The organism is Arthrobacter senegalensis, assembly GCF_059091765.1.
The window spans coordinates 870,500-890,630 of sequence record NZ_JBNHGZ010000001.1; the positions used below are offsets into that span (position 1 = coordinate 870,500).

Here is a 20,131-nt window from a genome sequence, read left to right on the forward strand (position 1 = left end):
CGGCCGGCTGCCTTCCGTCGGCGGGGCCGGGTTAGCGCTTGATGTGCCCGTTCTTGCCCTTGAACATCTGGATCACGGACGGCCGGGGCATCGCGGCGTCGCCCGGCTTGGCGCGGCGCCCGTCCCCGACGTAGTCCGGGAACAGGGAGCGCTGGGCTCCCCAGCTGCCGTCCTCGCCCGGGTGCTGGACGGCGACGAACACCAGCCCGTCGTCGTCGTGGATCAGCGGACCGCAGGTCTCGGCATCGATCGGCACCGCCATGAACTGCTCCACCTTGCCGCGTTCCTGTCCTTCCAGCGTGACGCGGAAGAGAGCGTCGTTGCGCTGGATGGTGCCGGGCTGCCCGTCGGTGGAGACCCACAGGTTTCCGGCCGAGTCGAAGGCCAGGTTGTCCGGGCAGGAGATCGGCTGCACCTGGTCGGCCGGGTAGCCGCTGAAGTAGACCGAATCGTCCACCGCCGGATCGCCCGCCACCAGGATCAGCTGCCAGGTGAACTCGGTGGAGGTCTGGTCACCGGCCTCGGTCATTTCGATGATGTGGCCGTGGCGGTTGTTGGCCCGGGGGTTGGGCTCGTCCACCTGCGCGCGGGTCCGGGCGGTGTTGTTGGTGCAGGCCATGTAGATCTTGCCGGTCGCCGGGTTGATCTCCACGTCCTCTGGGCGGTCCATCTTGGTGGCACCCATGGCGTCGGCGGCGAGCCGGGTGTACACCAGCACCTGGTCGATCCGCATGCCCGGCACCAGTGACTCGCCGTCGCGGGTCAGCTGGATCCAGTGCCCGGTGCCGTCGAACGCGCCGTCGGAGGGCAGCACCCCGGAGCCGTCGATCTGGTTCTGCGGGGAATTGCCCTTGAAGCTGGCCACGAAGAGGTCGCCCTCGGTCAGCAGGGTCATGTTGTGCTTCTTGTCGCCCTCGCGGTAGGTGCCCTTGGAGACGAACTTGTACAGGTAGTCGAAGCGCTCGTCGTCGCCGGAGTAGGACACCGCGTGGCCGGAGGCGGCGATGGTCACGTTGGCGCCCTCGTGCTTGAACCGTCCCAGGGCGGTGTGCTTGCGCGGGGTGGAGGTGGGATCGAACGGGTCCACCTCGACGATCCAGCCGAACCGGTTGTCTTCGTTCCTGCCCTCGGGCCGATCGGTGTCGAAGCGCGGCTCCGGGATGTGCCAGCCGCGCGACGGGTCGGCGCTGGTCAGGCCGTAGCGGCGCTGCTCGGCGGTCGGGGCGGACACCTTGAAGTACTGGTTGAAGTTCTCTTCGCCCGAGAGCACCGTCCCCCACGGGGTGGTGCCGCCGGCGCAGTTGTTCTGCGTCCCCAGCACGATGCGGCCGGTGGGATCGGCCTGCGTCTTCAGCAGGTCGGAGCCGGCGGCCGGGCCGGTCAGTTCATATTCGGTGTCCATCAGGAAGCGGCGGTTCAGCCTGGCCCCGCGGACGTAGGTCCACGGCTGGCCCTTGCCCTTGCGCTCCAGTTCCACGACGGACAGCCCGTGCGCGGCCATGGCTACCTCGCGCTGGCGTTCGACGGGCATGTCCGGCGGGAACATGATGCCCTCATTGGTGTACTCGTGGTTGGCGAACAGGACCGCACGCTTGCCGTTGCTACCCGGGATCTCGATGATGTCCAGGTAGTCGTTGTTGTAGCCGAACTGGCCCGACTGGGACTCCTTGGTCTGGTTCTCCGGATCGAATTCGGCGCTGTCGTGGAACAGGGGGTCGCCCCAGCGGATGACCGGATTCCAGTTGTAGCCCTTGGGTACCACGACGTCGTCCACGTTGTTGGGCACGGCCTTGATGCCGTCGAACTTCAGCTTGCTTGGGTTGCCGGGTCCGCGCCCGGGCTTGGCGGCCGGGGCCAGCCCAACCTGTTCCTCGGCGGCAGCCCCGCCGCCGAACATCAGCGCCAGCGCGCCGGCGCCGCCCAGCCCCATCATCCGGCGGCGGGAGTATTCAGCGGAGACGATGTCCCGGAAGTAGTTATTGTCCGAGGTGTTGCAGACGCCCTTGGCGCAGGCGTTGTCGCACTTGAGCGCGCAGGTCACGGCGCTGCGTTTTCCGGACACATGGCCCAGCATTGGCAGGTAGCGCTTCTTGGTTTCGGTCACGTTTTCACCTTCTGCATTGAACTGTCGGATCGTCCTCCAGTGTGCTGATCGAAGTCGACCGGCAGGCCGAGCAGTGGTGAATTTTCGGCCAACGGCAGGCAAAACACCTTGCCGGGCTGGGCCGGGACCGCGAGGCTTCGCGTTCTTCCAGGGCGAGGCAACGAGTTTCTTCACGGCTGGCCTCGGCATCAGAGGTGTCACCCGCAGAATCGGCTAGGCGCATTGCAGCGCCTGGTCAGAATGGGGGTGGTGCGTTGGGGTCGGTGTTGTCGTCGGGCAGTTCGATGCCGCCGAGCGTACGTTTTTGTGGTGCTTGGTCGCTGATGTCGCGGGCGGCGGCGCCGTCGGCTGCTTGTGTGGCGCCATCGTCGGTGTCTCCGCCTGCGCCTTTGGCGCCGCGGGTGTTGTCTTCGTTTTCGCCGGTGGCTGCCGCTTCCGTTTCCTTCGGCCGGGGCAGGAGGGTGTCCCAGCCCTCGTCCGGGTGGGTGGTCTTGCGGTGGCCGGTGCGCGTGGTCCACGTGATCTGACCGTGTGGGCCGGCCTCGGCCCGGGCGTGCCCGCCGGTCTTCGCCGCGTGGTGGGCGCTGCACAGGCACTGCAGGTTTTCCGGCACAGTTGGCCCACCGTCGTCCCACCCGCGGACATGGTCGATCTCGCAGTACCTGGCCGCGCGGCGGCAGCCGGGGAAGCGGCAGTGCCGGTCCCGGACACGGACCAGGCGTTTGAGCCATTCGGGCGGAATCCGCAGCTTCCGTGCGGCCGCGATCGCCTGGCCGTGGTCGTCGGTGAGCACCGGCAGCCAAGACCTGGCCAGCTGCGCCAGTTCCCGTCCCATGTCTGCCGGGATCGGGCCGTGCCCGGCCAAGTCCCCGGGCTCCTCGCCCAGTCCCAACAGCGTGGCCAGGGGCACCGTGACCAGCATCCCCAGCCCCGCACCACCACCACAGTTACCGCCGCCGGGTGCGGTCCGAGTACCTCCGCCGACCGGTGCCGGCGGAGGGGCCGCAACAGCGCCGTTCCCCACGGAGTCTTCAGCGAACCTGCCGCTTCCGCTGCCGGCTGGTGCCAATGCCGCGGCCGGTTCTGTCGGTGCCGCGGCCGGCTCCGGTACTGCCGGTCCCGCGTCTTCCGCCGTCGTAGTCTCCGCCCCGCCGGCCGGGAAGGTGCGGCCGGCCAGCATGAGGTCACAGAACACGTCGGCGCGCAGTTGGGGCAGGGTCCTGGTCTCCCCCGGGCCTTGGAGGGAGCGGGCCGTGGCCTGGAGCCGGTCGAAGACCAGATGCGCCTTGTCCGCGCCGGTGCGGATCCACAACTCGGCTATCCCGTCGTCCTGGTCGGTCAGCTGCACGTCGCGGGACTCGTTGGCCCGCCGGTGCCGCTGCGCCAGGGATTCCGGGTGCAGCCGGTCCCGCATCCGCCGGGCACGGGACCGCACGGTATCCAGTGTGACGTCCCCGGCGCCGGGCAGCACCGCGGCCTCGAAATCCTGCAGGCATTCGGCCGGCAGGTCCGCGCAGCCGCGGGCCAGCGCCTTCGCCCGCGGCAAGTCCAGGTCGCCGCGGCCCATCGCCTCGAGAGTGTCCGGCAGGTGCGTGCAGATCTGCCGGGCGTCGGCCAGCATGGCCCGCGCCGCCGCGTCACCGGTGCACAGGTGCGCCGAGATCTCTTGTGGCGCGAAGCGGGAAAAGCCTTCCGGGTCCCGGTCCCCGCCCGTCCCGGGACGCAGCCGGGCGAAGCGGTCCAACGCCTTCACCCGGCAGGACTGCACCCAGGCCTCCACCCGCGCCGCAGCCAAAAGATAATCCATGGTCTGCACGTCATTCAGTTCCGCCGGCTCCACGACCGCCAACAAACCGGCCAGCACGGCAGGCACCCCCACCCCACCCTCGGGCATCACAGGCTTACCATCGGCGTCCTCCGGCACCACGGGCAGACCTATCCCCTCCTTGGTGGTCCCGGCCGTCGGCTGTCCGGTGGCAGATCCCTGGGATACTCCGGGATCCTCGGGCATGGCTGGCTGCCCGCCGCCGGCGGCTTCGGTCGGTGAGGGAGTCTCTGCAGTGTCGGCCGCCGCGGCGGCGGCAGGCGCGCCAGGTTCAGCGGCCGCGGGAAAGAAACCGGCGCGATCAGGGCCGATACCATACCGCCGGAGCAGTGCCTCTGCCACCACGTGCTGCAGCAGCGCTTCCAGCAGGGAACTGTCCGGACGCGAAGGCACGCCAAGGTCCATCACCAGTCCCTGTCCCGGAACCGGGAACCGAAGCTCGTCGCCCTCGCCCTCCATACCCACACGCTACCGGCCGCCTCGGACAGTTTGAGGGCTTCGTTCTCATGCCAGCGGTGCAGGGAATCGAGAAGGCCAGACGGGCTCACCGCACGATTGAGCCGCGAATTCAGCCTCAAGCGAGCGGCATAGCGTGCGTAACCGGGCCTCAGCCCCTGAGGTTGCTGTAGGGGCTGCTTCCCGCAGCCCCGAAGCACGTCAGGAGCACAGGCGCTTCACTGCTCCAGCGGGCCCGCAGGCGAGGTCGATGGCGCTGCCAATCCCCCTGCTCTTTCGGCACGTCCCCCGGCCGCCGGGACGGTCCCCCTAGGGAGCCGTTCCCCCGACCCTCCGTCACGGCTCCAGCAGTCGGTAGGTCCGCGCCAGCCGTTCCAGCCACCATTGCCACCGGTCCTCCGGCGCCGCAAGACGATCCAAAAGGTCCGCGTCGGGCACCACGTCGCGCACCGGGAGGCGGCCGGCCACCGGCACGAGCGGTTCCGCCGCCACGTCCGCGTCCATCAGGGACACCGTCGCCAACCCGCAGGCAAAGGGAAGTTCCGGCAGCGCCGCCGCCAACGCCACGCCGGCACGGATTCCCACGGAGGAGTCCAAGGCGGAACTCACGACGGCGGGGAGCCCGGCTTGTGCGACGATCTCCAGCGCCCGCCGCACGCCCCCGAGGGGCTGCACCTTGACCACGATCAGGTCGGCGGCGTCTTCGCGGGCAACCCGCAGGGGGTCGGCGGCCTTGCGCACGCTTTCGTCGGCCGCGATCGGGGTGGCGATCCCGCGCCGCCGCAGCTCGGTCCGCACGGCGCGCAGCCCGGCGATGTCGGCGACAGGCTGCTCGGCGTACTCCAGCGAATACCCGGCCAGCCGGGTCAACGCCTCCACCGCCGCGGGCACATCCCAGCCGCCGTTGGCATCTACCCGGAGCGCAGCGTGCGGGGCTGCGGCACGCACCGCGGCGACGCGGGCCACGTCCTGGTCGATGTCCTGACCGGTTTCGGCAACCTTGATCTTCACCGTCTGCGCACCGTCGTAGCGGGCCAACACGCCGGGTACCTCCGCCGGCGCCACCGCGGGCACCGTGGCGTTGACGGGGACGCTGTCCCGGACCGGGGTCGGGAAACCCCGCCAGCCCGCCTCCACCGCGGCCGCCAGCCACGCGGCGGCTTCGTCGTCGTCGTACTCAAGAAAGGGCGAGAACTCCGCCCAGCCAGCCGGGCCCTCCAACAGCAGCACCTCGCGCTGCATCACCCCGCGAAAGCGGACTTTCATCGGCAGCGACACCGCGCGTGCGGTGGCGAGCAGGTCGGCGAGGTCGGGGAGCTCCGGCCGGTCGGAAAGCCCGGGAACATCGGGAATCTGGTGCGGTGTCATCACCTCCAACTGTACGGCGGCCGCCCTTCCCGGAAGCTGTCAGCATTGTGTGCGACCCTAGAATCGATGACTCCGCAGCGTTCCCGTGTCCGCTCCCGGCCCGCGCCTAGCCGTCCGGCGGCGCACGCTCCTGCCCTGTTCTGGCTGGGAGCGCTGTTGTGCGCGGGAGCCTTTGTGCTGAACTACTACGCCTTCGTCCGCACCACTACCGGGCAGTTCGCCGACGAATCGGCTTGGGCGGAGGCGGACTCCGGCTGGCGGCTGGGCCGCGGCGTTTTCCTGGACTTCCTGGATTTGCTGCCGGATATCTCCGTCGCCGTGGCGGCCGTCGTGCTGCTGGTGGCGGCCTTGGTACGACGCCGGTGGGGGCCGGCGGTGGTCGGTGTCGGTGTGGTCGCGGCGTCGGCGGCGACGACGTGGATCCTGAAGAACCTTGTTCTGGACCGGCCCGACCGCGGCGTGCCCACGCTGGAACACAATTCGCTGCCGTCGGGGCACACCACCATCGCCACCGCTGCGGCCCTGGCCATTTTCCTGGTGGTCTCGCCCCGCTGGCGGCCGTTCGCTGCGGCCGCGGGCGGTTTGTATGCCGTGCTGGCCGGTGCCGCTACCTTGATCAACGGCTGGCACCGCCCGGCGGACGTGGTGGCGGCCTTTTTGGTGGCCGGCTTTTGGGTGCTGGCCGCCGGCCCGGTCGTGCTGCGGCGCGGCAGCGACTGGAACATCTGGTCCGGCTACGGCAGCTTCTGGGCGGCGTCCGCGTGGTGGCCGCGGCTGTGCTGGCTGCTGGCCGTTCTGGGCATCGGCGCCGCCGCGGGACTCTACCTGCTGGCGCAACAGGCCGGCGCGGCACCCGTCCCCGGCACCGGCAGGCTCCCGTTGTTTTTCTGGGCCGGCATGGGCCTGATCACCGGCACCGGGATGCTGCTCAGCGCCCTGCTGACCTGGCTGTTCGGCCTCCAGTCGCGCCGGCATTAGGCCACGCGTGGGAACGGCAGCGGCGGCCGGGCTCGGGGCCGGCCGGCGGGCGGGGCCCCGGAGCATTGGCAGCGGCCGCGCTCAAGCATTGCTCAGCGCCCGGGCCCGGAGCGTTGCCAGCACAGGATGGCGGTGGCAGTGTGATCCCATGGCCATCGAGGTGCGTCCGGCAACGGTCTTCGGCGATGTGAAAGCCATGCTGGGGCCAAAGCGCGCCGATGCCAACGTCTGCTGGTGCCTCAGCTACCGCCTTCCGTCGAAAGACAACGCCTCGCTGCGGGGCGAGGATCGAGCGGCCTTCGTCGAGCGCTTGTGCGGGCAGGACCCGCCGCCGGGGGTGCTCGCCTACGACGGCGACGAGGTGGTTGGCTGGGCCGCCGTGCATCCCCGGGCGGACACGGCCTTCGCGCGCAACCGAAAGATCCCGCACGTGGACGACGTCGATGTGTGGTCGGCGTGGTGCATCCGGGTGCGGCCGGGGCATCGCGGCAAGGGGATCTCGCACCATCTGCTCGCGGGCGCCGTCGACTTGGCGCGCCGGCACGATGCCCCCGCGATTGAGGGCTACCCGGTCGACAACGAGGGCAAGAAGGTCGACCTGACCATGGCCTACGTCGGCACTCGAAGGCTCTTCGAACAGGCCGGCTTCACGAAGGCGGCAGACACCGACTCGGTGATAAACGGGTTCCCGCGCGTGCTCATGCGGCTGGAACTGGGCTGACGCACGCCTTTCCGACGCCGCCCCCCGCATCCGCATCCGCTCCTTTCCGACGCCGCGCCCCCGCTCGCCGCCGCCACTCCCCTTACCGGTTGGCGGTGAGGCGCTGCAGCAGGGCGCGGGACTGCACGGGCCCGTAGGGCAGGATCGGGATGGCCTTGGTGGAGTCCGCGGGAGTGTCGCGGCTGGCCTGTTCCCCCATCCGGACGGCCAGGGTCATGGTCTCGCACATGTTCTTCACGAAAGCGTCGCTGACGGTCTGGCCGTGGCCGGGCACCAGCACGTCGTACTCGTGCCGCAGCCCGGAGATCCGGCGCAGCGCTTCCACCCAGTCTCGCGGGTAGGAATCTTCGAAGGCGGGCGGGGCACCCTGCTCCACCAGATCGCCGGCAAAAAGCGTGGTGGGCGAACCGACCAGCAGGTCACCGTCGGTGTGGCCGCGGCCCAGATGGAAGAGCTTGACGCTGACCTCGCCCAGGTCGACGGTGGTTTCCGTGTCCACCAGCTTGTTGGGCATCTTGATCCCGGTATGCTCCCCGTCGCCGGCCGCCATTTCGGGTTCCGTTTCCCCGACTGCCTCGCGCTGGAGAACGCCGTTCTCTGCGACGTCGTGCGCGCAATTGCGGTGGGCGTAAAAGTCCTGCACGCCCTGGGCCGCGAAGTAGGCGTTGCCAAAGACGTGGTCAAAGTGGAAATGCGTGTTCACGACGACGAGCGGCAGCTTGGTCAGCGCGCGTACGGCCGCGTAGATCCGCCGTGCCTGCCGCGGCCCGGCACCGGTATCCACCACCAAGGCCTTGTTCCTGCCGACGACCAGCCCGGAGTTCAACAGATACTCCCGGGTCTTGATCACGTAATTGCCGGGTGCCACCTGCACACATTCCGCGAGCTCCCCGGGCATGTCCCCCGGCCCTCCGGCCTTGTCCTCTGATCGGGCGGCATCGCTCATCCGGGTCGTCACCCTCCGTCGCGTCGAACACCGGCCGCGCAGACGGCGCAGCCTGATCCTGCCACGGTACCGTGCCGACCACTCCGGCACACCCAGCCACCAGACCGCGGCCGACTGGCTGCGGCCTCCTGGCGAGCGTCCCGCGCTAGAGTTCGTGAACGGAGCGAAGCACCTCGCGCACCTCGCCGAACGGCACGGAGTCGTCGACGTACGCCTGCACATGCTTGGAGCCCATGCCACGGACCATCACGCCGTGTTCCCCTTCGGCAGCCGACTCGAGGAACACCGGCCGCAGCGCCTCGGCATGGTGTGCAGACAGGCGGGAGAGGTACTTTTTGTACGCCTCTGGCAGAGTGACCATGCCCTAAGGGTAGCGCCGGCGGGACGGGCCAGCTAGGGATAAATTCGGGCTGCCGCCGGCCGGTCGGGCGCCGGCCGGCGGGGAGCTGCTACAGGTCGGCGAGGACGCTGCCGGGGTTTTCGATCGCGTCCGCCACGTAGCGCAGGAAACCGCCCGCGATGCCGCCGTCGCAGACGCGGTGGTCGAAGGCCAGCACCAGTTCGGTCACCTTCCGGACCGCCAGCTGTCCGTTTACCACCCACGGCTTGTCGATGATCCGGCCGACGCCGAGGATCGCCACCTCCGGGTAGTTGATGATGGCGGCGCTGCCGTCCACGCCGAACACGCCGTAGTTGTTCAGCGTGAAGGTGCCCCTGGTCAGCTCGGCCGGCGTGGCCTTGCCGTCGCGGGCGACGGCGGTGAGCCGCCTGATCTCGGTATCCAGCTGCCGGGCGCTGAGCCTGTCGGCGTTGCGTACGCTGGGCACCATCAGACCGCGGTCGGTCTGGGCGGCGAAGCCGAGGTTCACGCCGTCGAAGCCGACGATCTCCTCGCCTTCCACCCGGGTGTTCAACTCCGGATATTTGGCCAGGCCGGCCAGCACGAACCGCGCGATGAAGGCCAGCAGCCCCGGGGTGTTCTCCGGGTCGCGGCGCTTGAGGTCGGCGCGCATCTGCAGCAGGGCGGTGGCGTCCACGTCCACCCAGACGGTGGCCTCGGGGATTTCGCTGCGGCTGCGCGACATCGCCTGAGCCACGGTCTTCCGCACGCCCTTCATCGGGGTGCGGGTGGCGATGCCCAGGCCGGTACGGGCGTCGGTATCGGCGGCACCCGCCGTGCGACCCTCCGCCGGGGCTCCGGCGACACCGGTGGCGGGGGCCGCGGCTTCGGCCATTGCGCCGGCGGGGGCCGGGGCTCCGGCTAGCGCGGCCTCCACGTCCTTGCGCAGCACCATGCCGTCCGGGCCCGTGCCGGCGATGTCGGTCAAGCGGAGACCCGAGTCGCGGGCCAGCTTGCGGACCAGGGGCGAGATGACCAGCGGGGCCCGTCCGCTCGCGGCCGGCACGGGTTCCTCCTGCGTTGCCGCGGTCGTCGGAGCTACCGCCGGGGACGCCACCGCCGTCGGGGAGGCCACCACCGCCGGGGCGGCCACCGGGAGGGTCGCCACGGCAACGCGGCCGGTCTTCGGTTTCCGGGTGCGCTTGGACCCGGCCGACCCGCCGGGTGTGCCGTAGCCGATCAGCACGTTGCCGGAGCCCGATTCGGCCGGCTCCTGGATGCCGGCGCGCTCCTCCCTCCGGTAGGCCTCGCCGTCGGGATGGCCGGCGCCTGGCCCCGCGCGGTCCGGGTCGGGAGCGTCTCCCGCCGCGACCGCGGCGGCAGCCTCCCCCGCCCGGGGGGCCTGCGGCGCGGCAGCCTGGGCGCCGTCGTCGTGCACGTAGCCCGGCGCGTCGACGGAGATGAGGGGCTTGCCCACGTCCAGGGTGTCGCCGGCCGCGCCGTGCAGCACAGCGACGGTCCCCGCGAACGGGCTGGGCACCTCCACCATGGACTTGGCGGTCTCCACTTCGGCGACCGGCTGGTCCACGCGGATCTCGTCGCCGACCTTGACCAGCCAGTTGACCAGCTCGGCCTCGGTCAGGCCCTCGCCGAGGTCGGGCAGTTTGAATACCTGTCGCGACATGGCTACGCGTCCTCCCACTGAAGTTCATCCACCGCGTCCAGGATGCGGTCCACGCTGGGCAGGTAGTGCCGCTCCAGCTTCGGCGCGGGATACGGAATATCGAAACCGGTCACGCGCAGCACCGGGGCGGCCAGCGAGTGGAAGCAGCGCTCCTGCACGCGCGCCACGATCTCGGAGGCGACGGACGCGAAGCCGGGGGCTTCGGCGACGACCACGGCGCGGCCGGTTTTCCGCACCGACGCCATCACGGTTTCATCGTCGAACGGCACGATCGACCGGATATCAATGACCTCCAGCGAGCGCCCCTCCTCGGCGGCGGCCGCGGCGGCCTGCATGACGGTGGGCACGGACGGACCGTAGGTAATCAGTGTGGCGTCGGTTCCCTGGCGGGCGACCACGGCGCGCCCGATGCCCGACCCTGAGGTTCCGGCCTGCCCCGCTCCGGATCCCTGCGCGATCGCGGGGGCGGCCCACTGTGACTGCAGCGCTTCGAGGTCCAGCTGCTCCTTGGAGAAGTAGAGCTTCTTCGGCTCCAGGAACACCACGGGATCCGGGAAGCGGATGGCTTCGCGAAGCATGGTGTAGGCGTCCTCCACCGTGGCCGGCGCCACCACGGTCAGGCCCGGCGTGTGCGCGTAGTAGGACTCCGAGGAGTCGCAGTGGTGCTCCACTCCCCCGATCCCGCCGGCATACGGAATCCGGATCACCATCGGCAGCTTGACCCTGCCGCGGGTCCGGTTGGGCATCTTGGCCACGTGCGAGACCACCTGCTCGAACGCCGGGTAGGCGAACGCGTCGAACTGCATCTCCACCACCGGGCGGAGGCCGTTCATCGCCATGCCGATCGCCATGCCCATGATGCCGGATTCGGCCAGCGGGGTGTCGAAGCAGCGTTCCTCGCCGAACCGCTTGGTGAGGCCGTCGGTGATGCGGAAGACGCCGCCCAGCGGGCCTACGTCTTCACCGAAGACGACGACGGAGCGGTCGGCTTCCATCTCATCGGCCAGGGCCGTGTTCAGCGCCTTGGCGAACGTCATTGTTGTGCTCATGCTGTGTCCTTTTAGTCGGCGGCGGCGCTCAGGCCGACTCGCGCGAGAGCTCGTCGCGGAGCATGGCGGCCTGCTCGCGCAGCTGGCTGGTCTTTTCGGTGTAGACGAAGCGGAACAGGTCCTCCGGGTCCACGTCGGTCTCGGCGTTGAGTCCGTCGCGCATCTGCGCGGCCACGGTTTCCGCCCGCTCGGCGATTTCCTCTTCGAGGGCCTCGTCCAGGACGTGCAGTTCCTTGAGGTATGTCCGCAGGCGCACCAGCGGGTCCTTCGGCGCCCACTCGGCCACTTCGTCGTCGGTGCGGTAGCGGGTGGCGTCGTCGGCGTTGGTGTGCGACTGCATCCGGTACGTGTGTGCCTCGACCAGGGCGGGGCCGCCGCCGTCGCGGGCGCGGGTCACGGCCTTGCCGAGCACGGACAGCAACGCGGCGGTGTCGTTGCCGTCCACCCGCTCGCCCGGCATGCCGTAGCCGATGGCCTTGTGCGCCAGCGACGGCGCCACGGTTTGCTTATTGAGCGGGACGGAGATGGCGTACTGGTTGTTCTGCACGAAGAACACGACCGGGAGGTGGAACACGGCGGCGAAGTTCAGCGCCTCGTGGAAGTCGCCCTCGCTGGTCGCCCCGTCACCGCAGAGGGCGACGACGACGGTGTCCTCGCCCTTGAGTTTGGCGGCGTGGGCGACGCCGACGGCGTGCAGCAGCTGGGTGGCCAGCGGCGTGGCCTGGATCGACACCTTGTGCTCGTAGGGATCGTAGCCGCCGTGCCAGTCGCCCTGCAGCAGGGTCAGGGTCTGCACCGGGTCGACGCCCTTGGCGATCACGGCGACGGTGTCGCGGTACGTGGGGAACAGCCAGTCGTCCCGGCCCAGGCACAGGGCCGCCGCCACCTGGCAGGCCTCCTGCCCGTGCGATGAGGGGTAGACGGCCAGCCTGCCCTGGCGGACCAGGGCGTTGGCCTGGTCGTTGACGCGGCGGCCGACCACCAGTTCGCGGTAGGCGCCCAGCAGGGCTTCGCCGTCGGGCAGCGGGTACTTGTCGTTGTGCACGTGTCGGCCGTCCGGGTCCACCAGCTGCACGGGCTGCACGGAGGGCAGCATGTAGGCCTCGGCGGTGACCTGATCATCCATGCCGGGGCGGCCGGACGGGTCGGACATCGATCCCTCGATCGGGTTACCGGTTGAGATGGTCATGGTGTCTCCATTCGAATCCTGGTCGGCGGGCGCCGTTGCCTGCCGCCCCGCATGGCGCGGGCGGCCCTGGTGAAGAAACTGTGTAGCTTTAGTATGGATTCGGCTACTTTTCGTATCCACTTGTGCCGGAAAACGTGGATTATCTGCTTGTCTGACCGTAGTCTTGGAGACGAATTGTTAATGTGAGCTGGATAACCCCGCGAGGTGTAGACAGATGGCCAACGGTGCCGCCGCAAAGGTCCCGCAGCTGGACGAGATCGACCGCCGGATCCTGGCGGAGCTGACCCGGGATGGCCGGCTGTCCGTGACCGCGGTCGCCGAAAACGTGCACATCTCCCGCGCCCACGCCTACTCGCGCATCGCCCGGCTGACCGAGGCGGGCGTGCTGACCAAGTTCACGGCGTTGGTGGACCCGATTAAGGCGGGACTGAAGGCATCCGCCTACGTGACCCTGAAGCTGCGCCAGCACTCCTGGCGCGAGCTGCGCGAGGCCCTGCGCGCCATCCCCGAGGTGCACCACATCGCCCTGGTCGGCGGGAACTTCGATGTCATCCTGCTGGTCCGTGCCGTGGACAACGTGGACCTGCGCCGGGTCATCTTTGACCAGATCCAGTCCATGCCCGGCATCCTCGACACCCAGACCTTCCTGGTATTCGAGGACCTCGACACCCGCTGAACCGGCCGGCGGGCCACCGGGACATGCCGCCGGCCCGCAGGTCCCGACGCCCTGCCGGCGCGCTCAGCCGCCGTTCCCGCCCGGGGGCGCCGCGACTTCGTTCATGTTGCCCGTCTCGACCCCGCCCGCCCGCTCATATACCAGCGCCACCGCGCCCTTCTCGAAGGAGCGGGCGGGGCCGGCGAGGCGGAAGGATGCCGGGATGGTGCCGGCGCCGAAGAGGCGCTTCCCGCTGCCCACCGTGAGCGGATACAGAAAGAGGTTGAGGCGGCCGACCACGTCCTCGGTGAACAACGACTGCAACAGGTCGCCGCTGCCGAACACGTGCACCTCGTCGTGCCGCTCGCGAAGGTGGGCGGCCGCCATCGCATCGTGCAACGCGGTGGTGCCCGCCCAGGCGGGCTCGGTGAGCGTGGTCGACACGACGTACTTCGGCACCGCGTTGAACTTCACCGCGATCGGAGAGTCCTCGCCGGCATTGGGCCAGTAGGACGCGAAGATGTCGTAGGTCTTCCGCCCGAGCAGCAGCGCGTCGATCCGGTCGATGACCTCCCCGATCGCCTCGCCGGATGCTTCGTCGAAGAACGGCGCCTGCCAGCCGCCGTAGTCGAAGCCGCCCTCCGGGTCCTCGTCGGCCGCGCCCGGCGACTGGTACACGCCGTCGAGGGTGAGGAACATGTTGGCCACGATGATGCCCATGGGTCTTCCCTCCCGGCGCGTAACACCGCTGCCGACGCGCCGCCTTCATCCTGCCCGCGGGCCGGGAGGGTTGTCCAGACCCGGACGCCTCGGCAGGCCACCGGCGGCGCTTTCGGGGAGTCAGGGCCGAAAGCGGCCCGGCTGCACCAGGTTCTGCGGCGCCCGGCCGGCTGCGACCGCCGCCAGTTGATTCTTCAGGAGCCGGACGATCCGCGGTTCGAATGCCGTGGTGTCGCCGCCCAGATGAGGGGTGATCAGCGCGTTGCCGGCCCGCCACAGCGGGTGGTCCGGCGGCAGCGGTTCGGGATCGGTGACGTCCAACGCGCACCTCAGCCGGCCGGAGACGACTTCCGCGGTCAGGGCGGCCGTGTCGACCACCGCCCCGCGCGCGACGTTGACCACCAGAGCACCATCCGGGAGGGCCGCCAGCACCGCCGCATCGATCAAGCCGCGGGTGGCTTCCGTCAGCGGTGTGATGAGGATCAGGACCTCGTGGGACGCGGCCAACTCGGTCAACTCGTCCGTGCCGTGGACGTGGCCGTCGCCGTCGTCCCGGGCCCGGGTCCCCACCCGGGTCAGCTGAACGTCGAAGGGCTCCAGGCGCCGCGCGATTTCCCGGCCGATGCCGCCCACGCCGACGAGCAGCACCTTACGGTCCGCCAGCGACGGCCGTCGCACGTGGCGCCACCGGCCCTCGGGCTGGTCCCGGCGCGGCGACGTCGATCCCGCGCAAGGAGGCAAGCACGAGCCCGACGGCGAGTTCGGCGGTGGCCGCGGCGTGCACTCCCGCCGCGCTGGCGATGGCGACGTCCGGTCCGACGACGGCTGCTATCCCGTCAACCCCGGTGGTTTGGGCCTGCACGAGCTTCAGGTTCGCCAGCTTCGGCAGGCGGGCGACGGCCCGGGACATGTCCGGGTACGGCAGCACCACGGCCTCGATCTGTTCGGGCCGGACGTCCTCGGGGTCGCCGTCGAAATCCCAATAGACGGTGCGGATCCCTGCGGGCAGGGGTTCCAAGGCGGCCATCAGGTCCCGGTCGGGGCAGGCGACGGTGGTGACGGCAGGCGGGGCGGCGTTCATGTGACTCCTGGAGCAGAGGCCGGCAGCCCGGCAGCGCGAACGGGCTTCGCCTGGAAGCCTACCGTTCGTCCGCGCGGGCACAGGCTCATCGCGCGGCCGATACCGCGCGGCACCAACCGTGCGGCATCGGGCTAGCCGCGCGGCACCGGCCTCGGCCCGCCGTCAGCCCTTGAAGACCGGCTTGCGCTTCTCCTGGAAGGCCTTGAAGCCTTCGGCATAGTCGTCGCTCTTGCACAGCCGGCCCTGCGCGGCGTTTTCCTCTTCGGTGGCCAGCCACAGGCCCAGCCGCTGGTCACGGATGTTCGCCACCAGCTCCTTGGACGCGCGGAACGCGCCGGTGGCGCCCTGGGCCACCTTGCCCACGATGCCGCGGGTGGTCTCCAGCAGTTCGTCCGCCGGCATGGCCCGGCTGAACAGCCCGGCCCTTACCGCTTCCTCGCCGCTCATCAGCTCGGCGGTATAGATCAGGTCCAGCGTGCGGTGCGCACCGAGCCGCTCGGTGAACAGCCAGTGCCCGCCCGAATCCAGGGTGGCCCCCAGGTTGGCGAACGGCGAGCCGATCTTGGCGCTGTCGGCCACGTACACCACATCGGTGGCGATCAGCAGGCCGAGCCCGACGCCGAGCGCCGCCCCCTGCGCGGCGGCGAAGGTCGGCGCGGGGAACTCCGCCATCTTCCGCAGCACCGGGGTGACGACGCCGGACAGGTAACCGTAGGCATCGTCGGTGGCCGGGTCCACCGCGGAGATGTCGCGGCCGGCGCAGAAGCCGCGGCCCTCGCCGCGGAGCAGCAGCGCCCGTACGCCGGCGGTGGCGGCGTCGTCGTACGCCTTGCCCAGGTCATGGACCGCCTGTTCGTCCAGCGCATTCATCTTGCCCGGTGCGTTGAGCACCACTTCGGCGATGTTGTCCTGGATGGACAGCTCAATCATGCTCATGGGACTCCTTCGGGGTCGGTGCTGTTAAAGATCGGTCAGGCGTCGTAGTCGACGGTGATTTCGTCGCCGGTGGGGTGGGTCTGGCAGGTCAGCACGTAGCCGCGCTCGATCTCGTCCGGTTCCAGCGCGTAGTTCTCCTCCATGGTGAACGTGCCGGAGACCACCTTGGCGCGGCAGGTGCCGCACACCCCGCCGGCGCAGGCGAAGGGAACGTCCGGGCGGACGCGCAGCGCGGCGTTGAGCACCGACTCCCGGGCATGCTTGGGCGAAGCGACCGTGCCGGAGAGCCCGTCCAGCCTGAAGTTGATCTCGTAGTTGTCCGCGCTGGGGTTGAGCTGCACCGGCCGGCCGATGTTGCCCTGCGGTTTGGTCGGCTCGCCGGTGCTGAACAGCTCGAAGCGGATCTTCTCGGCCGGCACGCCGCGTTCGGCCAGGGTGTCGCGGCACAGCTGCACCAGTTCGTAGGGGCCGCAGAGGAACCATTCGTCCACGTCGTCGGTGCGGAGCACGTTGTCGAACAGGCTGGTCAGCTTCTCGGCGTCGATCCTGCCGGAGAGCAGCGGCGAAATGCGCTGTTCGCGGGAGAGCACGTGGTGCAGCGCGAAGCGGGTGGGGTATTTGTCCTTCAGGTCGGCCAGTTCCTCCACGAACATGACGTCCATGGCGGCCTTGTTCGCGTAGACCAGGTCGAACCGGACGCTGTCGCTGGCGGCCAGCACGGTCCGCGCGATCGAGATCACCGGCGTGATGCCGGACCCGGCGGCGAACGCCACGAAGGTGGCCCCGGCGTCGGCGTTGATCTGTTCGGGGTGGTTGATCTCCGTCATCTGGTGCTTGGAGATGAACGCACCGGTGGGGCTCATGACGTCCAGGACGTCCCCGGCCTTGAGGTGGTCGTTGGCCCAGTTCGAGAACAATCCGCCGATGTCGCGTTTGATCGCCACCCGGATTTCGCCCGGCTTCGGCTCGGCGCAGATGGAGTAACTGCGCCGGATTTCCTGGCCTTCGAGCGTGGTGCGCAGCGCCACGTACTGGCCGGGCACGTAATCGTACTGGCCGTGCAGTTCCTCCGGCACCTCGAATGTGACCTCGACGGCTTCGTCCGTGAGCTTGCGGACCTCGGCGACGGTCAGCGGGTGGAAGGTGGCGCGGCGCTTGACGGCCGTGGCCTCCGGGGTGGAAGTAGTCATCTAGAGCACCTTGAAGTAGTCGAAGGGTTCATGGCAGTCGTTGCACTGGTACAGCGCCTTGCACGACGTGGAGCCGTAGCGGGACAGCTCGCGGGTGTTGAGGGAATCGCAGCGCGGGCACTTGACGCTCAGGCCCAGCCTGACCGGTCCGGTGCGGACCGGCGCCATGCCAGACGGCGGGGCGATGCCGTACTCGTTCAGCTTGGCCTTGCCCTCGGCGGTCATCCAGTCCGTGGTCCAGGCCGGGGCCAGCACCTGCTTCACCCGGACGTCGGCGTAGCCCTCGGACGCCAGCGCGGCGACGACGTCGTCGCGGATGGCGTCCATGGCCGGGCAGCCGGAGTAGGTCGGGGTGATGGTCACCTCGACGACCGGCCGCCCGCCGTCGTCCGTTTCATCCAGCACCGACACGGACCGCAGGATGCCCAGGTCCTCGATGCTCAGCACGGGGATCTCCGGGTCACAGACGGTGGCCGCGACGTCCCAGACGCGCGCCGCTTCGGTTCCTGCCGGCCGTTGGGCCGTATTGGTGGACATGAATAGCTCCGTTACTCCGATGACCGGCCTGGTTACCAGGTGGCGCCGGGGTGTTCGCGGGCCAGCACCTGCATCTCAGCCAGCAGGTAGCCCAGGTGTTCACTGTGTTTGACGCGGGTCTTGTCCGTCATGGCGGGCTGGACGTCCGGGACCTCCAGGGTCGCCTCCGCGAAGACGTCCGCGATGAAGGCGTCGAAGCCTTCGCGCAGTTCCGAGGGCCGCACGGCGATGCCGGGCAGCCGGTCGATCAGCTCATCATCCAGGAACAACTGCTCCACGTACGGCCAGATGGAGAGGAAGCCGGCGGCGATGCGCCGGTGCGACTCTTCCGTGCCGTCGCCCAGGCGCAGCGTCCACTGCGCCGCGTGGTCGCGGTGGTAGTCCACTTCCTTCAGCGCCTTGGCCGCGATGGCCGCCAGGGTCTCGTCCTGTGAATCGACCAGCCGCGAGTACAGCTCGTGCTGGTACGTGGCGATGACCAGCTGGCGGGCGATCGTCCTGCCGAAGTCGCCGTTGGGCTGTTCGACGAGGTAGCTGGAGCGGAATTCGTTCTCCCCGCGCCAGTAAGCCAGGTCGTCTTCGGACTTGCCCCAGGCGGAGCCGGCGTAGGTCAGGAACGACCGGGCGTGGCCGATCTGGTCCAGCGCGATGTTGGCGAGCGCGACGTCCTCTTCCAGCTCCGGCGCGCGGGAGATCCACCAGCCCAGCCGCTGGGCCAGGATCAGGGCGTCGTCGCCGAGGCGCAACGCGTACTCGCCGACGTCGTGGCTGGCCTTCGTGCCTTCGGTCACCTGCGCGGCAATGTCCTCCGGGCGCAGGGCGTTGCCCGGCGTGATCCGGGTGGCGCTTTCGCCGCTCACAGGTGCTTCACCCCTTCGCTCTTCGTGTAGTACGTGGCATGGCGGTAGTCCTTGCCCTTGGGCGATTCGAAGAACTCGCCCTTCGCGTCAGGATCGCTGGCCACGATGGCCGACGCCGGCACCACCCAGAGGGAGACGCCTTCGTTGCGCCTAGTGTAAAGATCCCGCGCGTTGCGCACGGCCATCTCGGCGTCCGGGGCGTGCAGCGAACCGGCGTGCACGTGGGAGAGCCCGCGCGAGGAGCGGACGAATACTTCCCACAGCGGCCAGGGCTGCTTGTCGGACGACGCGGCTTCCGCCGTCGCCGTCTCCACGGGTCGGGCCATTGCGGTCTGGTCTCCAGTTGCCATTCAGGCCACCTGTGCTTTCTGTGCCTTCTTGTCCGCGTAGGCGGCTGCTGCTTCGCGCACCCAGGCGCCGTTCTCGTGTGCCTCGCGGCGGCGTTCCATCCGCTGCGCGTTGCAGGGGCCGCGGCCGGCGAGGACTTCGTAGAATTCGTCCCAGTTGAGTTCGCCGTGCTCCCACATGCCGGTTTCCTCGTTGTAGCGGATTTTGTCATCGGGCAGGGTCAGGCCCAGGACCTTGACCTGTTCCTGGATCATCCCCACGAACCGCGAGCGCAGCTCGTCGTTGGAGAAGCGCTTGATGTTCCAGGCCATCGACTGCTGCGAGTTGGGGGAGTCGGTGTCCGTGGGGCCGAACATCATCAGCGCCGGGGCGTAGAAGCGGTTGACCGCGTCCTGGGCCATCTGCTTCTGCGCCGGGGTGCCGTTGGCCAGTTCCAGCAGGATCTCGAAGCCCTGCCGCTGGTGGAAGGACTCTTCCTTGCAGATCCGTACCATGGCCCGGCCGTAGGGGCCGTAGGAGGCCCGGCACAGCGGCACCTGGTTGGCGATCGCGGCGCCGTCGACGAGCCAGCCGATGGCCCCCATGTCCGCCCAGCTGTTGGCCGGGTAGTTGAAGATCGAGGAGTACTTGGCCTTGCCCTCGAGCAGCTGCTGGTTGAGGACGTGCCGGGGCGTGCCCAGGGTCTCGGTGGCGGAGTAGAGGTACAGGCCGTGGCCGGCCTCGTCCTGCACCTTGGCCATCAGGATGGCCTTGCGCTTCAGGCTGGGCGCGCGGGTAATCCAGTTCGCCTCCGGCTGCATGCCGATGATCTCGGAGTGCGCGTGCTGGGACATCTGGCGGACCAGTGTCTTGCGGTACTTCTCCGGCATCCAGTCGGCCGGCTCGATCCGGGAGTCCTCGGCAATGATCTTGTCAAAGTAGGCCTTCCCGGCCTCGTCCTCGGGGGACGGCACGGCGTGCAACTGGGAGTCGCCGGCCTGGGTCTGCGTTGCCACGATGGTCACCTCACTGTACGAAATCCGGCCGCGAAATAATTACCGACCGTTCGTTCAGGATATAGCGCATTTTCCGCAACCGTCAAGGCCAAGGGCGGCCGTCAGGGATCAGCCGGGATCAACTTCCGGCCCGGTGCTTCCACCCTCAG

At 69.4% G+C, this 20,131-nt stretch carries 20 protein-coding genes; 3 read left to right on the top strand and 17 right to left on the bottom strand.

Going from position 1 to position 20,131, the window contains the following annotated elements; all coding sequences use genetic code 11:
- Positions 1–31 precede the first annotated feature (31 nt).
- From AC5RVG_RS04080 to AC5RVG_RS04090, 3 genes are all read right to left on the bottom strand, one after another.
- Complete coding sequence (locus AC5RVG_RS04080; protein WP_494012805.1) at positions 32–2,104, bottom strand: PhoX family protein; 2,073 nt, start codon at positions 2,102–2,104, stop codon at positions 32–34.
- A 235-nt stretch (positions 2,105–2,339) separates the two neighbouring features.
- Positions 2,340–4,388 carry an HNH endonuclease signature motif containing protein gene (locus AC5RVG_RS04085; protein WP_494012806.1) on the bottom strand — a complete coding sequence of 683 codons (2,049 nt, stop codon included), beginning with the start codon at positions 4,386–4,388 and terminating at the stop codon, positions 2,340–2,342.
- A gap of 333 nt (positions 4,389–4,721) precedes the next feature.
- Positions 4,722–5,753 (bottom strand): o-succinylbenzoate synthase, encoded by a 1,032-nt coding sequence (locus AC5RVG_RS04090; protein ID WP_494012807.1) that lies wholly within the window; start codon positions 5,751–5,753, stop codon positions 4,722–4,724.
- 66 nt (positions 5,754–5,819) lie between these two features.
- On the opposite strand from AC5RVG_RS04090, the gene AC5RVG_RS04095 reads away from it, so the two are divergent.
- Both AC5RVG_RS04095 and AC5RVG_RS04100 read left to right on the top strand, forming a co-directional pair.
- Positions 5,820–6,731, top strand: coding sequence for a phosphatase PAP2 family protein (locus AC5RVG_RS04095; protein ID WP_494000599.1), 912 nt, complete (start codon positions 5,820–5,822; stop codon positions 6,729–6,731).
- Positions 6,732–6,879: 148 nt separating this feature from the next.
- The gene (locus AC5RVG_RS04100; protein ID WP_494012808.1) at positions 6,880–7,452 is read left to right on the top strand and encodes a GNAT family N-acetyltransferase; all 573 of its coding nucleotides are present in this window, start codon (positions 6,880–6,882) and stop codon (positions 7,450–7,452) included.
- Positions 7,453–7,534: 82 nt separating this feature from the next.
- On the opposite strand, the gene AC5RVG_RS04105 is transcribed toward AC5RVG_RS04100, so the two are convergent.
- The 5 genes from AC5RVG_RS04105 to pdhA form a co-directional block, all read right to left on the bottom strand.
- On the bottom strand, positions 7,535–8,398 hold the full coding sequence (locus AC5RVG_RS04105; protein ID WP_494012809.1) for an MBL fold metallo-hydrolase: 864 nt from the start codon (positions 8,396–8,398) through the stop codon (positions 7,535–7,537).
- A 145-nt stretch (positions 8,399–8,543) separates the two neighbouring features.
- Complete coding sequence (locus tag AC5RVG_RS04110) at positions 8,544–8,759, bottom strand: hypothetical protein (protein WP_494000602.1); 216 nt, start codon at positions 8,757–8,759, stop codon at positions 8,544–8,546.
- Between the two features lie 88 nt (positions 8,760–8,847).
- Positions 8,848–10,422 carry a dihydrolipoamide acetyltransferase family protein gene (locus AC5RVG_RS04115; protein ID WP_494012810.1) on the bottom strand — a complete coding sequence of 525 codons (1,575 nt, stop codon included), beginning with the start codon at positions 10,420–10,422 and terminating at the stop codon, positions 8,848–8,850.
- Between the two features lie 2 nt (positions 10,423–10,424).
- Positions 10,425–11,471: an alpha-ketoacid dehydrogenase subunit beta gene (locus tag AC5RVG_RS04120; protein WP_494012811.1), complete on the bottom strand. Its 1,047-nt coding sequence runs from the start codon at positions 11,469–11,471 to the stop codon at positions 10,425–10,427.
- A gap of 28 nt (positions 11,472–11,499) precedes the next feature.
- On the bottom strand, positions 11,500–12,660 hold the full coding sequence (gene pdhA / locus AC5RVG_RS04125; RefSeq protein ID WP_494012812.1) for a pyruvate dehydrogenase (acetyl-transferring) E1 component subunit alpha: 1,161 nt from the start codon (positions 12,658–12,660) through the stop codon (positions 11,500–11,502).
- A 214-nt stretch (positions 12,661–12,874) separates the two neighbouring features.
- On the opposite strand from pdhA, the gene AC5RVG_RS04130 reads away from it, so the two are divergent.
- Positions 12,875–13,336, top strand: a complete 462-nt coding sequence (locus tag AC5RVG_RS04130; protein WP_493978019.1) for an Lrp/AsnC family transcriptional regulator — start codon at positions 12,875–12,877, stop codon at positions 13,334–13,336.
- A 63-nt stretch (positions 13,337–13,399) separates the two neighbouring features.
- On the opposite strand, the gene AC5RVG_RS04135 is transcribed toward AC5RVG_RS04130, so the two are convergent.
- The 9 genes from AC5RVG_RS04135 to paaA all read right to left on the bottom strand — a co-directional run bounded on the left by AC5RVG_RS04135 (position 13,400) and on the right by paaA (position 19,982).
- The gene (locus AC5RVG_RS04135) at positions 13,400–14,035 is read right to left on the bottom strand and encodes a dihydrofolate reductase family protein (RefSeq protein WP_494012813.1); all 636 of its coding nucleotides are present in this window, start codon (positions 14,033–14,035) and stop codon (positions 13,400–13,402) included.
- A gap of 120 nt (positions 14,036–14,155) precedes the next feature.
- Complete coding sequence (locus tag AC5RVG_RS04140; RefSeq protein WP_494012814.1) at positions 14,156–14,713, bottom strand: NAD(P)-dependent oxidoreductase; 558 nt, start codon at positions 14,711–14,713, stop codon at positions 14,156–14,158.
- Positions 14,685–15,116 (bottom strand): Rossmann-fold NAD(P)-binding domain-containing protein, encoded by a 432-nt coding sequence (locus AC5RVG_RS04145; RefSeq protein ID WP_494012815.1) that lies wholly within the window; start codon positions 15,114–15,116, stop codon positions 14,685–14,687. The genes AC5RVG_RS04140 and AC5RVG_RS04145 overlap by 29 nt, the downstream gene beginning before the upstream one ends.
- Positions 15,117–15,278: 162 nt before the next feature.
- Positions 15,279–16,046 carry an enoyl-CoA hydratase/isomerase family protein gene (locus tag AC5RVG_RS04150; protein ID WP_494013004.1) on the bottom strand — a complete coding sequence of 256 codons (768 nt, stop codon included), beginning with the start codon at positions 16,044–16,046 and terminating at the stop codon, positions 15,279–15,281.
- 41 nt (positions 16,047–16,087) lie between these two features.
- The gene (gene paaE, locus AC5RVG_RS04155) at positions 16,088–17,242 is read right to left on the bottom strand and encodes a 1,2-phenylacetyl-CoA epoxidase subunit PaaE (RefSeq protein ID WP_494012816.1); all 1,155 of its coding nucleotides are present in this window, start codon (positions 17,240–17,242) and stop codon (positions 16,088–16,090) included.
- Positions 17,243–17,779 carry a 1,2-phenylacetyl-CoA epoxidase subunit PaaD gene (gene paaD / locus AC5RVG_RS04160; protein WP_494012817.1) on the bottom strand — a complete coding sequence of 179 codons (537 nt, stop codon included), beginning with the start codon at positions 17,777–17,779 and terminating at the stop codon, positions 17,243–17,245.
- A gap of 32 nt (positions 17,780–17,811) precedes the next feature.
- The gene (paaC, locus tag AC5RVG_RS04165) at positions 17,812–18,639 is read right to left on the bottom strand and encodes a 1,2-phenylacetyl-CoA epoxidase subunit PaaC (protein WP_494000609.1); all 828 of its coding nucleotides are present in this window, start codon (positions 18,637–18,639) and stop codon (positions 17,812–17,814) included.
- Positions 18,636–18,965 carry a 1,2-phenylacetyl-CoA epoxidase subunit PaaB gene (gene paaB / locus AC5RVG_RS04170; protein ID WP_494001295.1) on the bottom strand — a complete coding sequence of 110 codons (330 nt, stop codon included), beginning with the start codon at positions 18,963–18,965 and terminating at the stop codon, positions 18,636–18,638. The genes paaC and paaB overlap by 4 nt, the downstream gene beginning before the upstream one ends.
- A gap of 24 nt (positions 18,966–18,989) precedes the next feature.
- The gene (paaA, locus tag AC5RVG_RS04175; RefSeq protein ID WP_494000610.1) at positions 18,990–19,982 is read right to left on the bottom strand and encodes a 1,2-phenylacetyl-CoA epoxidase subunit PaaA; all 993 of its coding nucleotides are present in this window, start codon (positions 19,980–19,982) and stop codon (positions 18,990–18,992) included.
- Between the last annotated feature and the right edge of the window lie 149 nt (positions 19,983–20,131).